Source organism: Bacillus sp. LLTC93, assembly GCF_002993125.1.
GTDB classification, from domain to species: Bacteria; Bacillota; Bacilli; order Bacillales; family Bacillaceae; genus Bacillus; species Bacillus zhangzhouensis.
On record NZ_PVME01000001.1, the window covers coordinates 41,715 to 55,368 of the forward strand.

Genomic DNA, 13,654 nt, shown 5'->3' on the forward strand with positions numbered 1-13,654 from the left:
TTCTTACTCTCTAATAAATAAGTGTAACGCTTAATGACCGCGAAAGTCCATCTTATGAGCTGGTAAAATGTCTTGAAGCTGATGTAAGACTTGTCTAAAAGCATCATCATTCACAAAGTGCCTTATGCGGCGAAACGGATCGCCTTTTTCCTTTAGCCGCTCAATGACAGCCGACATGGTAAACAGAGAAGGATGAAGTTCGCCGAGATTCAATTCGTCCCATTCAAGCGGTGTCGCAACGAGTCCAAGCTCGTTTCCTCTTGGGGAATATGGGGCGATGATTGTTTTTCCAGCATCATGCTGAAGGTAATCCAAATATAAACGATTGCCGCGATTTTTCTTTAAACGTTCCAGAGTAAAGAGGTCAGGTGCTTGTTCACATAAAAATCGGCATATAAAAGCTGTGAATTGTCTCGTTTCATCGTATGTGAAGGCGTTTTTCTTTAATGGAATATAAACTTGGAGTCCTTTTCCACCGCTTGTTTTGATAAAAGCTGTGAGAAAGAGTCCATCTAAAAGCGTTTTGATTCGCTTGGCTGCTTCTATGGCTAGGTGAAATTCTTTGACAGATGGCGGGTCTAAATCAAAGACGATTTCTGCCGGTCGATCGGTATCTCTTGTTTCAAAAGGAATATGAAATTCCATCGCCAGCTGGTTACCGAGCCAAAGTAGCGTGTTAGGATCATTACAGATCGTGTAAGGAATATCTTCAACTTGATCTGTCACAACAAAATCAGGCGCATAATCAGGCGTCGCCTTTTGATAAAAACATTCGCCTCCAGTGCCATGAGGGAAACGAATTAAAGTGAGACGTCTTTCACGTAAAAAGGGCAATAGATAGGGAGCTACTTGTCTCAAATAAAGTAAGTAATCTGCCTTGTTGAGATGTAGGGCCGGCACAATTGGTTTCTCAGGGTGAGTGACGTCAATGACGGCAGGAAGCGGATACAGCTGCTTGAGCATTTGCTGAAATGTACACACTGCAGGATCAGTATCTAGTAAGAATGAAGAAAACCGAGGCTCTCTTAACGCTGACCCATCAAAGGATATACACGCAATATTTGCGACAATAGATGGCGGGATTTCATATTCTGATCCGCCTGTCAAATGGCCTTTGGTTTGAAATAACGCGCGCAGGGTTTGTTCTTCTTCTTTAGAAAAACCATGCTTGAATTGGACAACCTCTATAAGAACCGTATCTTGATAAATACAGCCTTGGAAATAGCCATTGTCTTTATCAAAACGGGTCACAATGACAGATACATGCCGCCAGTTTTTGATTTTCAGCCATTCTTTAGAGCGGGTATTATTCTGCCATTTACTCGTCTTTTTTTTAGCAACTAGTCCTTCCGCTAAATACGTCGTCATCAGCTCTTTCATATACTCAGAGCTTCGATCTGTATGGATGATTTGAAGAAGGGAAGGGTGATCAAGCTGAACGGATGATGGAAGTTTTACCTCTTCAAACACTTTCTGTAACCAGTCTTTTCTTTCCATCAGCGGGAAATCAACAAGGGATTTCCCTTTGCATCTCAATAGATCAAACGCAATCAAATGACATGGAAATCGCTCAGCCTGCAAGCGAATGGTTTCTTTGTTTTTCAGCCTGCCTCTTTGCTGAACCTTCGCAAAATCGCTTTGCTGTTCACTCAGTAAAAAGACCAATTCTCCGTCAAGCGTCAGTGGTAAAAAAGGTGCAAATCGGTCCTTTAATTGTATACACTGATCAATCACCTCTGGAAATTGTTCGTTTAACCGTTTTCCGGCCCTGCTCTCTAAATGAATCTCGTCTTCTTCCCACAAAAGAATGGTCCGAAAGCCATCATATTTTAATTCATACAGCCAGTCTGCACCGGCAGGAACATCATGTGCAGACGTTAATCGCATAGGTTTCATTGGGCTATTCACTTCCTTACATCATGTGTTCTTAGATTGGGATGAAATTTTCATAAACATACATAAGTCTGATGAAAACATTACATAGTAAGGAGAAAAGAACGGAGGCGTTACGATGCATACAGTTTGGAAGGGCGGCATTAGCTTCGGATTGGTCAATATTCCAGTCAAGTTATTTACCGCTACAGAGAACAAAGATATTAAATTAAGACAGCTGCATAAAGAATGCCATACGCCCATTAACTACAAAAAGGTTTGTGCCAATTGCGGGGAAGAGATAGCTCCAGAACAAATAGTGAAAGCATACGAATATGCTAAAAATAAATTTATTGAATTGGACGATGAAGAGCTGGAAAGGCTGCGAAAAGAAAATGAAGAAAAAGCCGTCGAAATTATTGATTTTGTGAAGATAGAAGAAATTGATCCGATCTATTATGAAAGAAGTTATTTTTTATCACCAGATACCGGCGGTGCGAAGGCTTATTCATTACTCAGAAAAGCCTTGGAGGAATCGGGGAAAATTGGCGTGGCTAAGATTATGATCCGCTCGAAGGAGCAATTAGCAATCGTCAGGTGCTATGAACATATCTTGCTGATGGAAACCATTCATTTCCCTGACGAGATTAGACAAGTAACAGACGTACCAAATATCCCGCAAGAGGAAAATATCGTGAAGAAGGAGTTAGATACAGCGCTCCTTTTAATCGAGCAGCTGACCACAACATTCGACCCAGCCGCCTATCAGGATGAATACAGAGAACAGCTGATGAATTTAATTGGGGATAAAATATCTGGAGAACATACAGTACAGCCAGAAACGACAGGCAAAAAGGATCCGTCTTCCAATGTGACCGATCTGATGGCAGCTCTACAGGCTTCTATCGATCGATCAAAACCAGCAAAAACGAAAAAAGCAGCTCCTAAGAAAAGAAAAGCACCAGCGAAAAAAGAAAAGAATGCATAAAATAAGACCGCCAGCGAGCGGTCTTATTTTGGCTTGACCACGTCCTGAATCGTCCCGTCTTTTCGGTGAATGACAGTGGGCGTTCCTTTTTTTGATGAAATCTCTTTTGCCCGGTCAATTGCTTCTTGTTTCGTTTCTTTGACCGCGCTCGCACGTTTCGCTTTTTCTGTTTGAACCGCCCAGCCATCTTTGTGTTTGACGACATGCTGCGCATGATCCATGAGCTCTGGCCTTGAAGAACTGCTTTTTTTAGATGGAGTGACAGAACCATTAGATGAAAAATCCTCTATTTCTTTCTCCGTAGCGTTCTTTTTCCACTCTTTCGCTTGATTGATTGCGATTGGGATGGCTCTATTATCTTCATAGCCTTCCTGTATCATTTTGCCCGCAATCTCAAGCGCTTTTTTTCGGATGACTTTATCTAACGATTGAAATGAAGCAGGATAATCTTCCATTGTCCAAGGCATATTGAACGCTCCTTTCTTTTAGTTGAACACCTTCCCCCATATGCAATTGATCAAACATACAAGAATCTCAAACCAAAGGAAGGGATGGAATACACCTTTTTGCTGAGGCATTTTCACGTCAACTCCTGCAAAATAGAAGGTAGTAAAGGAGTGATTTGAATGATGATGAAAGGCTTGTATGAAGCACATTTACCTGTGAGTGATTTGAAGGTATCCATTTCTTTTTTTGAAAAATTGGAATTAACGCTTGCTCATGAAAATGAAAGAGTGGCATTTTTATGGATTGAGAAAGGAAAGAGCTGGCTTGGCTTATGGAAGGCTGATATGTCCACTATTCCATATCATCCAGCGACGCGACATGTCGCCTTCCAAATTAAAACATCTAGCATCGAACAGATCAAAGCCTGGCTGATAGAAAAAGGGATCACCATTCATCCGATGTTTGGTTTTTCGGAAGAGCAGCAGCCTTTAGTTCTTGATAATCCACCGCAATTTCATGCAGCGATTTACTTTCTTGACCCAGATGGGAATCTGCTTGAATGTATTGCACCGCTAGAAATCGATGCAGCAGAACATCATGACATGATGACATATGAAGATTGGGATAGAAAGAAAAATCCGTTTATTGATTGACAAAATCACTCATTGTAACTATATTGATTACAACGGTGGTGAAAGATTGTGAAGCAAATTAGCAGCAGGTATTCGATCGCTGTTCATATTTTGTCATTTATTGCAGGTGTTCCAAAAGAGTGTACAGGTGATTTTATAGCAGAGAGTGTGAATTCAAATCCTGTCATTGTTCGAAAAATGATGGCAATGCTCAAACGAGCGGATCTCATTGAGATTCGCCGCGGAGTAGGCGGTGCTTATTTAAAAAGACCGGCAGAGGACATCACGCTGTTAGATGTGTACCATGCTGTGGATGTAAGCGCGGATGAAGAGTTATTTAACTTCCATCAACCAGTCATCGCATGTCCGATCGGTCAAGTGATGGATACGAGACTGCGGCATGAACTAAAAGAAGCACAGACTGCACTTGAGAATCATCTAAAACAAGTGACGATTAAGCAATTATTGACAGACGTGGAATAAAAAAGCTCAGGCTGTACTTGAGCTTTTTTACACCATTTGTTGTAACCGATATGATTATAACAAATGAACGGATGTGTACCTAAAGCAATTCCATTCATAAAACATCATCGTCGAATGAAAAATGAGGAGGTCAAACACATGAAATTATTAGTAACAGGTGCAACAGGACAACTAGGATCGCTCGTCGTCAAGCATTTACTGACAAAAGTACCAGCTGAACAAATTGCGGTCAGTGTTCGAGATCCGCAAAAAGCAGTGCATTTAAAGGAAGCTGGGGTAGATGTACGTCATGGAGACTTTACTCAGCCAGATACCCTTTCATCAGCGTTTCAAGGGATTGACCGTCTTTTGATCATTTCGACTGCGGATGGAGACCGCGTGCAGCAGCATACAGCTGCCATCCAAGCGGCCAAAGCAGCAAATGTGGCATTTATCGCTTATACAAGTGTTGTCAATGCAAGAGAGAGTCAGCTAGTCCTTGCACATGACCATGCAAAAACAGAAGAGGCTATTTTGGCCTCTGGCATCCCTCATGTGTTTTTAAGAAACAATTGGTATATAGAAAACGAAAAAGACACGATTCTGGCGTCAGTTAGCGGCGCACCATTTTTAAGCCCTATTGGTGAAGGGAAAGTTGGCTGGGCGACAAGAAATGACTACGCTGAAGCCGCAGCAATTGCGCTAACACTTCCGGCACATGACAAGGAAATATATGAACTGTCAGGACCGCTTCGGACGCACACTGAACTTGCACAAATTGTCAGTAAGGTGAGCGGAAAAGAGATGAAAGTAGAGCAAATAGATGTAGACACATTTGGAGAATTTTTAGCTTCAAATGGTGTACCAAAAGAAGCTGTTCCATTTGTCAAAGCCATTCAAAGTGGAATTCGTGATGGTGCCTTAGCGGTCGAAAGCAGTGATTTCGAAACATTATTAGGCCGACCTTTAACACCTATCGAAGAAGGAATTCATGAATTGATTTCAAAATAAACATCAAAAAACGCCCTATAAAAAGGGTGTTTTTTTTATTCAACCACACGAGCAATATGTACAAATTTAGACAAATCACTTCGTTGAAATTTCAGAAATTTGGGATTAAAATGAAATCAAGGTCTAATATTTAGTCATCAGATGACCAGAATGATGATGAAAGTGAAGCGAAAGAAGGGAAGTTCGCCGATGAAAGTCAGTTTATTCGTTACCTGTTTAATTGACACAATGCAGCCAAATGTAGGAAAGGCGACAGTCGAAGTGCTAGAAAGGCTCGGTGTTGAAGTGGAATTTCCAGAAGCGCAAGTGTGCTGCGGACAGCCAGCCTTTAACAGCGGCTATATAAAAGAAACAATCAAAGCTGCGAAAAACATGATCAAGGCCTTTGAATCAGCTGAATATGTTGTGACACCATCAGGTTCTTGTAAAGCGATGTTTTTAGAATATCCTCATCTTTTGAAAGAAGATCCAGAGTGGTCAGCTCGGGCTGAGGCACTTGCTGCGAAAACATATGAATTAACAGAGTTTATTGTTGATATATTACACGTAACAGATGTAGGTGCGAGTCTGAAAGGAGAAGCAACCTATCACACATCCTGCCATATGACGAGACTGCTAAGAATTAAGGAAGCGCCTTTCACACTGTTGTCAAATGTCAAAGATTTGACGATGAAACCATTACCCCGCGCAGAAAATTGCTGCGGATTTGGAGGAACCTTTTCAGTAAAAATGGCTCCCATATCAGAGCAGATGGTCGACGAAAAAGTACAAAGCATAGAGGAAACAGGCGCTGAATATATCATTGGTGCTGACTGCGGATGCCTGCTGAATATTGGTGGAAGATTGAACCGCCTTGAAAAACCAATCCAGGTGATGCATATCGCAGAAGTATTAAATAGCCGCTGACGCGAAGAGGGGGAACGGCACATGAGTATGAAAATTGGAGAGAAAGCTTTTAAAGAGCGAGTCGGGGAAGGCTTAGAAGACGCTGTCATGAGAGGAGCTGTTTCCTCGGCACAGGAGCGCCTGTATCAAAGACGGATGACTGCAAGCGAAGAGCTTGGCAATTGGGAAAAGTGGCGTGAACTTGGCGAGGAAATCAGACAGCATACGCTGACGCACCTTGATGACTACTTATATCAATTAAGCGAAAGCGTGAGTGCGCGCGGAGGTCATGTCTTTTTTGCGAAAACAAAGGAAGAGGCATCAGCGTATATTCAAGATGTGGCACAAAAAAAAGCGGCCAAAAAGATCGTCAAATCAAAATCAATGGTCACAGAAGAAATTGAAATGAATCAAGCGCTTGAAGAGATCGGCTGTGAGGTGATTGAAAGTGATCTTGGCGAATATATTCTGCAAGTAGATGATCATGAACCGCCTTCACATATCGTGGCACCAGCTCTTCATATGACGAAAGAACAAATACGGGACGTGTTTCACGAAAAACTCGGATATGACATGTCAGAGACCCCTGAAGATATGACGAGCTTTGTGAGAGCAATATTACGAGAAAAATTCCTCGAAGCAGATATAGGCGTGACCGGCTGTAATTTTGCTGTGGCCAACACAGGTTCCATTTGTCTTGTGACAAATGAAGGGAATGCGGATCTTGTCACGGCCATACCAAAGACGCATATAGCCGTCATGGGGATGGAGCGGCTTGTTCCAACGATGGAGGAGCTGGATGTCCTTGTTGGTCTTTTGTGCAGAAGCGCAGTCGGTCAAAAATTAACAAGTTATATTTCTATCGTGGGGCCAAAAGGAGAAGAAGAGGTTGATGGGCCAGAAGAATTTCATTTGGTCATTGTTGATAACGGGAGGTCAAATATATTAGGTACAGCCTTTCAGCCTGTTCTGCAATGTATCCGGTGCGCTGCGTGTATCAATGTGTGCCCGGTTTACCGGCATGTTGGCGGACATTCGTACGGATCGATTTATCCGGGGCCGATTGGTGCTGTTCTCTCACCACTTCTGGGCGGCTACGATGACTACCAAGAACTTCCCTTTGCGTCAAGTCTGTGCGCAGCATGTACCGATGCTTGTCCAGTGAAGATTCCACTTCATGAGCTATTAATTAAACATAGACAAGTCATTGTTGAAAAAGAGGGGAGAGCGCCTAAAGCTGAAATGATGGCGATGAAAATGTTCGGAATGGGGGCATCGACTCCCGGGATGTATCAATTTGGAACAAAAGTAGCACCTGTTTTGATGAATCATATGGCTTCAAACGGACGGATTTCTAAAGGAATGGGTCCTTTAAAGAATTGGACAGATGTTCGAGACCTGCCAGCTCCTAGTAAAGAAAGATTTCGGGATTGGTTTAAAAAGAAACAAAAGGAGGAGTTGTGATGAAGGGAACCATTTCTCATCGAGATTCGTTTTTAGCTCATATCCAGCAGCAATTAGGCAAAGCCTCCTCTCCATCTACATCTATTCAGCGTCCGGTAGGGAAGTATCAAGTACAGTGGGAAACAAACGGACTTCTGTCTAAAGAGGAACTGGTGGAGCAATTGAAAAAGCAATGTCAACAGATCCACACAAGAGTGGTCGAAACAACACCTGAGAAAGCGCCTTCTGCACTACGATTATTAATGACAGAGTATGGAGAGGGTCCCGTGATGACCTCGCGCGATAGACGTTTTGAACAATATGGATTCGATCCTATGTTTGATTGCTTGCAAAAAGAAGGAATCTCAGTCACTAGCTGGAATGCAGATGCATCAAGAGATGAAAATATAAGGCAGGCAGAACAAGCGAAATATGCAGTTGTGTTCAGTGATTACACACTTGCTGAATCTGGCACAGTTGTTCTTTCATCTCATCAAGGTCAAGGAAGAGCGCTTCATTTTTTACCGATGATGTATATCGTGTGTATAGAAAAAAGCTCAATTGTTCCGCGGATGATTCAGGCCGTCTCGGCTCTCAATCGCTTGGTAGAGGAGGGAGAGCGGGCGAAAGGAGCCATTCATTTCATATCAGGCCCGAGTAATTCTGCCGATATTGAAATGAATTTAGTGGTTGGCGTTCATGGTCCGGTTCGGGCTGTTTATGTATTAATAGATGATGAATGAGGGCTGTCGTGATGAGAGCCTTTTTTTATATGAAAACAGCTTTCACAAATTTTAAAAAATCATCTTGCCTCTAGGTGAATGGACATAGTAAGATGACGACATACAAGATGAGAAGCTCATCTATTGCTGATGTAAAGGAAGCTGCTTATGGAAATAAATACAACTGCTCCAAAGAAGTCAATCGCAGTACCGCTTGTGATTTCAATTATTGCCATTTCATTTTCTGCAATTATTGTGAAATGGTCAAGTGCTCCTGCTGCTATTTTAAGTATGTATCGAATGATCTTTGCGGCGGTTTTGATGCTTCCATTTATCCTGCCGCGTAAAAAAGAGTTTCTCTCAATTAAACGTAGAGACTGGTTTTTCTTATGTATGTCAGGCTTTTTTTTAGGACTTCATTTTGTGTTGTGGTTTGGCTCACTGAAGCTGACCACAGTGGCAAGCTCTACGATTATCATCGCCCTTCAGCCGATGGTATCCTTGTTAGGCGGATTTCTCATTTTCCGTGAACGAACAACGATGTCTGCTATATTCACGATGTGTGCGGCGATTGTTGGTGCACTGATGATTGGGTGGGGAGATATAGGTCATAGCCAGGAGGCAATTGTAGGAGATATTTTATCCTTTTTAAGTGTGATCGCAGTTGTTTGTTATTTATTAATAGGTCAACAGGCTGTGAGAAAAATATCTCATTGGATTTATAGTTTTTGTGTATTTGGTTTTGCCGGCCTTTTTTTAATTCTTTTTAACCTGCTTCAGCACACGCCTTTCACAGGCTACCCGGGAAAAGAATGGGGAATCTTTTTATTGCTCGCCATTATTCCCACCATGTCACATGTCATTAACAATTGGCTATTAACCTATGTCAATGCGACAACCATTTCAATGAGTATTCTCGGTGAACCCGTTGGAGCAACGATACTTGCTGTCTGGCTGCTTGGAGAGAAAATCACACTGTTTCAAATGTTAGGCGGTCTACTTGTCCTTTTAGGTGTCTTTTTCTTTTTGATGCAGCAGCGTAAAGGGATCGTGATGAAAACAAAAAAATCCGGTTAATCTCCGGATTTTTACTCTTTTAAATGATTCTTTTCAATGACTTGGTTTAATCTAGCCTCGACTTTCTTTAATTCCATTCGTTTCTTTCTAATCATTCGAAATGCGATGACAATGCTTGTTACGATAAATGCGATGAATAGAAGAGAAAATACTTGAAATACGATATCTCCAATGTTGAATGCAACATTCTCTCCATTAGACATGTGTAAAACCTCCTTCTCTATCTATATATTACCATAATCAATAAAAGATTGAGATTTATCCATAATTTATCTATAATAGGTAAAATATCACTCATTAAAGGAGAACCAATATGAGAACTTTAGTCCTTTTACGAGGTCTCCCAGGTGTAGGTAAATCAACATGGATCAAAGAGCAAGGCTTAGAGCCATATACTTTATCAGCCGATCAGATCCGTTTGTTGACCCAGCCGCCGCAGCTATCAGTCAATGGGAAACCTGAAATTACGAGCAAGCATGATCATAAAGTCTGGTCTTTATTATTTGATTTACTCACAGCTCGAATGGAACGCGGAGACTTTACTGTGATTGATGCGACACATGTCACAAGCAAGTCGATTTCTCAATATAAGTCGTTAGCTACTACGTATCGTTACAGGGTGTATGTCGTTGATTTCACGCAAGTGCCACTTGAAACAGCCCTCCTGCAAAATCGCTCTCGAGAACCGCACAAAGTTGTAAGGGAGTCTGTTTTGTACCAAATGAACGAACGGTTAAAAACAGAAAAGGTACCGTCATGGGTGACCGTTTTGCAGCCAGAGGAATATCCGCACGTGATGTCCTATCAGCCTCGATCCTTTGATCAATATGAGGCCATTCATGTCTTCGGTGATATTCACGGTTGTCATACAGTCCTTAACACCTATTTGCAAGGGGACATTAAAGAAAACGAACTTTACATCTTTGCAGGTGATTTGCTTGATAGAGGAATAGAAAACAAAGAAGTTTTAGAATGGATGCTCGCACATAGAGAATGCCGGAATGTCATCGTGATCGAAGGCAATCATGATCAGCATTTATACCGGTTTGCACATGGCGAAAAAGTAAGAAGTAACATGTTTAACCGTCTTACTGCGCCTGAAATCGAAGCAGCAGACTTTGATTTAAAAGAAGTAAGAAAGTTTGTCAGAACATTTCATCAGCTTACCTATTTTACGTACCATGGCCAGACATATCTTGTCACCCATGGCGGGCTTGCTCATTTACCAGAAGAGCTTCTGCATGTTTCGACCCAGCAGCTCATTCACGGAGTAGGGGAATATTCAGATGACATAGACCACTTATTCGTTCAAAACACAGCTGGATTAGATATCATTCAAATTCACGGGCATCGCAATTTATACAGGCTGCCTATTCAAGCAGCAGATAGGTCTTATAACCTCGAAGGTCAGGTTGAATTTGGCGGACAGCTGCGGGTGTTGAAAATTACAGCTGACGGGATTGAGACACATGAAATTGACAATCCTGTATATAGAGCCTCTGAGAAAAAACAATCGGTCTCTGTTCAACCAGATATTTCGCTGGATGATTTTTTAGCTCATTTAGATCAGCATGAATATGTACAGGAATTAAAGCTTCCGCACCACATTTCATCTTTTAATTTTACAAAAAAGGCTTTTAGTGAACGGCAATGGGACGACGTGAATGTGAAGGCAAGAGGTTTGTTTGTCAATATGGCTTCAAAGCAGATTGTGTCTAGAAGCTATAATAAATTTTTTAACATTGATGAGCGTCCTGAGACAAGAATGCAGCATTTAGTGAATCACCTTCAATTCCCTGTCACTGTATATGATAAAGCAAATGGATACTTAGGAACCGTTGGGTATAACGAAATGGAGGATGAATTGGTGTTTACGTCCAAATCGTATACATCACATGTAAAGCAGAATCCGCATGCTTCCTGGGTCGAAGAGCTATTTTATGCAACCTTTAACGATGTGCAGGTCGACTACATCAAATCATACGTACGTGACAATAATGTATCTCTTGTGTTTGAAGTCATTTTGCCAGAGAAAGATCCACATATTATCACATATGATCAAGATCAACTTATTTTACTTGATATTGTGAAGCGGCAGCTGAGCTATGAAAAAGCGCCATTCGCTGAAGTAAAAAGATTAAGTGAACAGCTTGGAATGTCATGCAAGCAGGAAGTGGCTGCGTTTCAAGATTGGACGTCTTTTTATAAATGGTATCAGGCAGTCTCTCATGATGACTCAATTAAAGAAGAAGGATATGTCATAGAGGATAACAGAGGCTTTATGACCAAGCTCAAGCTTCCTTATTATCAATTCTGGAAGCAGATGCGTGCGATTAAGCAGCGCGTTGCAGACAAACGTTCTGCGCAAAAATATATGCAGGCTTTGCAAACAGCAGAGCAAGCCAGATTTTATACGTGGCTACTTGAGCAAGATCCTAAAAATGTGAGAAATAGCTCAATTATTGAGCTGCGATCACAATTTGAGCAAAGCGATGCTGCCCTATTGAATAATGACGGAATAAATGCATAGTCTAAAAAAGAGTCTTTTCTAAAGAAAAGGCTTTTTTTCATGGATTGAAAGGTGGACGCTTATATGCCTGATCATATTGAAGTGATTCTTCGGACATTATTTGCTTTTGCTATTTTATTTGGCGGGGCACGTCTTCTTGGAAAGCAAACCATTGCGCAAATGAATATTTTTGATTTTATTGCGGCCATCAGCTTAGGTTCAATTGCAGCGAATCTGGCGTTTAATACAACGCTCCCACTTCATCACACGACGATATCGTTTGTATCACTTGTCATGATTATTTATGTGATTTCCTTGCTTGCTTTAAGAAGCAGGAAGGTGAGAGGATTTATGGCCGGTAAACCAACACTTGTCATACAAAATGGCAAAATTCTTGAAGAGAATATGAAGGGGATGAGATATACACTTGATTATTTAAACCAGCAGCTTAGAGAAAAAGACGTGTTTGATATCAGTGAGGTTGAATTTGCGATGATTGAAACAGATGGACATATGTCAGTGAAAAGATATCCTTCATTTGAAAATGTAACGCGAAAGGATCTTAATTTGTTAATGAAGGCAGAGCGTTACATGCCTATTGAGCTCATCATGGATGGAAAGCTCATTTTGAAAAACATTCTTGAAAATCAATTAACAGAGCAATGGGTCCATGAAGAGCTTCAAAAAAGGCAGCTTTCGTTAAAGGACATTGTATACGCCGTACGTGCAAGTAATGGAAGCTTATATATTGATACATATAATGATCACATTCATTCTCCAATTGATCAGGAATGAAAGTGTAGTGCTGAGGACACCCGCATGTCACAAACCTGCCAATGTTTATAAGTCCTTTGGATGCCATATGACTAGGTATCATTTCTCAATTATTATTATTTTCAGAAAATGTGATGACGGAGTAAAATAAGTATGTTTAAGTATAAATAGAAGAAATTAAAATATTAATATAATATACCCTATGCGGAATGAACGTTCATTCCTAAAGCGAGAGGAGGGGATAAAGTGCCAGTAGTTACTGATAAACAAGAGCAGATCATGAAGGCTTCACTTGACTTATTTATTGAACGAGGCTTTGATGGCACCACGATGCCGATGATTTCAAAAAGAGCCAATGTCGGAGCAGGAACCATTTATCGGTATTTCGATAGCAAAGAAGCACTCGTCAATATTTTGTACCAGCGCAGCCTTACTGCATTTATCGAAAAAATGAACAAAAACAGTCCAGATCCAAAGGTAAGTATTAGGGCTTACTTCAAGCATGTATTTTATTGCTTGGTTTTGTTTACAAAGGAGAATCCAAGCGGTCTTTATTTTTTAGAAATTGATAAACGGTCGCATTACTTAGATGAGACGAGCAAAGAGAAGATGCAGCATTTATTAAATGAACTATTTCTCATCTTTGAAGAAGGGAAGAAGGATGGGATTCACCCAAATCTCTCTGGTAGAACCATTTTATCGATTGTATTTGGCGCTTTTGTACAGCTGCATAAACAGATCCTTGCAGAAGAAATAGAGCCAACGATTGAATTTTTAGAGGAAATCGAACAATGTTTATGGCGTGCCATTAGCGTTGCATCATAATGAATAA

At 41.1% G+C, this 13,654-nt stretch carries 14 protein-coding genes; 11 read left to right on the forward strand and 3 right to left on the reverse strand.

The genetic code is table 11. The features are described from left to right. Positions 1-30: 30 nt before the first annotated feature. Entirely contained in the window at positions 31-1,896 is a 1,866-nt protein-coding gene (locus tag C6W18_RS00250) for a DNA ligase D (RefSeq protein ID WP_105925244.1), read from the reverse strand. A 115-nt stretch (positions 1,897-2,011) separates the two neighbouring features. Here C6W18_RS00250 and ku point away from each other — a divergent pair, with 115 nt between their 5' ends. Further along, positions 2,012-2,860 carry a non-homologous end joining protein Ku gene (ku, locus tag C6W18_RS00255; RefSeq protein WP_105925246.1) on the forward strand — a complete coding sequence of 283 codons (849 nt, stop codon included), beginning with the start codon at positions 2,012-2,014 and terminating at the stop codon, positions 2,858-2,860. A 23-nt stretch (positions 2,861-2,883) separates the two neighbouring features. Here ku and C6W18_RS00260 read toward each other — a convergent pair whose 3' ends face one another. Continuing rightward, complete coding sequence (locus C6W18_RS00260; protein ID WP_105925248.1) at positions 2,884-3,327, reverse strand: DUF2188 domain-containing protein; 444 nt, start codon at positions 3,325-3,327, stop codon at positions 2,884-2,886. A gap of 159 nt (positions 3,328-3,486) precedes the next feature. Between C6W18_RS00260 and C6W18_RS00265 the strand changes: the two genes are divergently transcribed. The 7 genes from C6W18_RS00265 (at position 3,487) to C6W18_RS00295 (ending at position 9,539) form a co-directional block, all read left to right on the forward strand. After that, on the forward strand, positions 3,487-3,960 hold the full coding sequence (locus C6W18_RS00265) for a VOC family protein (RefSeq protein WP_051691163.1): 474 nt from the start codon (positions 3,487-3,489) through the stop codon (positions 3,958-3,960). A gap of 48 nt (positions 3,961-4,008) precedes the next feature. Continuing rightward, positions 4,009-4,422, forward strand: a complete 414-nt coding sequence (locus C6W18_RS00270) for an Rrf2 family transcriptional regulator (RefSeq protein ID WP_105925250.1) — start codon at positions 4,009-4,011, stop codon at positions 4,420-4,422. 138 nt (positions 4,423-4,560) lie between these two features. Next, positions 4,561-5,412: an SDR family oxidoreductase gene (locus tag C6W18_RS00275; protein WP_105925252.1), complete on the forward strand. Its 852-nt coding sequence runs from the start codon at positions 4,561-4,563 to the stop codon at positions 5,410-5,412. A gap of 189 nt (positions 5,413-5,601) precedes the next feature. Beyond that, the gene (locus C6W18_RS00280; protein WP_105926349.1) at positions 5,602-6,318 is read left to right on the forward strand and encodes a (Fe-S)-binding protein; all 717 of its coding nucleotides are present in this window, start codon (positions 5,602-5,604) and stop codon (positions 6,316-6,318) included. 21 nt (positions 6,319-6,339) lie between these two features. Beyond that, positions 6,340-7,761: a LutB/LldF family L-lactate oxidation iron-sulfur protein gene (locus C6W18_RS00285; protein ID WP_105925254.1), complete on the forward strand. Its 1,422-nt coding sequence runs from the start codon at positions 6,340-6,342 to the stop codon at positions 7,759-7,761. Continuing rightward, entirely contained in the window at positions 7,761-8,483 is a 723-nt protein-coding gene (locus C6W18_RS00290; protein WP_034323788.1) for a LutC/YkgG family protein, read from the forward strand. Before C6W18_RS00285 ends, C6W18_RS00290 begins: the two co-directional genes overlap by 1 nt. Before the next feature lie 147 nt (positions 8,484-8,630). Then, positions 8,631-9,539 carry a DMT family transporter gene (locus C6W18_RS00295; RefSeq protein WP_105925256.1) on the forward strand — a complete coding sequence of 303 codons (909 nt, stop codon included), beginning with the start codon at positions 8,631-8,633 and terminating at the stop codon, positions 9,537-9,539. An 11-nt stretch (positions 9,540-9,550) separates the two neighbouring features. Here C6W18_RS00295 and C6W18_RS00300 read toward each other — a convergent pair whose 3' ends face one another. After that, positions 9,551-9,742 (reverse strand): hypothetical protein, encoded by a 192-nt coding sequence (locus C6W18_RS00300; protein ID WP_105925258.1) that lies wholly within the window; start codon positions 9,740-9,742, stop codon positions 9,551-9,553. Positions 9,743-9,852: 110 nt separating this feature from the next. Between C6W18_RS00300 and C6W18_RS00305 the strand changes: the two genes are divergently transcribed. From C6W18_RS00305 to C6W18_RS00315, 3 genes are all read left to right on the forward strand, one after another. Then, positions 9,853-12,069: an RNA ligase gene (locus tag C6W18_RS00305; protein WP_105925266.1), complete on the forward strand. Its 2,217-nt coding sequence runs from the start codon at positions 9,853-9,855 to the stop codon at positions 12,067-12,069. A 63-nt stretch (positions 12,070-12,132) separates the two neighbouring features. Beyond that, positions 12,133-12,843 (forward strand): DUF421 domain-containing protein, encoded by a 711-nt coding sequence (locus C6W18_RS00310; RefSeq protein ID WP_105925268.1) that lies wholly within the window; start codon positions 12,133-12,135, stop codon positions 12,841-12,843. A gap of 258 nt (positions 12,844-13,101) precedes the next feature. Further along, positions 13,102-13,647 (forward strand): TetR/AcrR family transcriptional regulator, encoded by a 546-nt coding sequence (locus C6W18_RS00315; protein WP_105926351.1) that lies wholly within the window; start codon positions 13,102-13,104, stop codon positions 13,645-13,647. Positions 13,648-13,654: the final 7 nt, after the last annotated feature.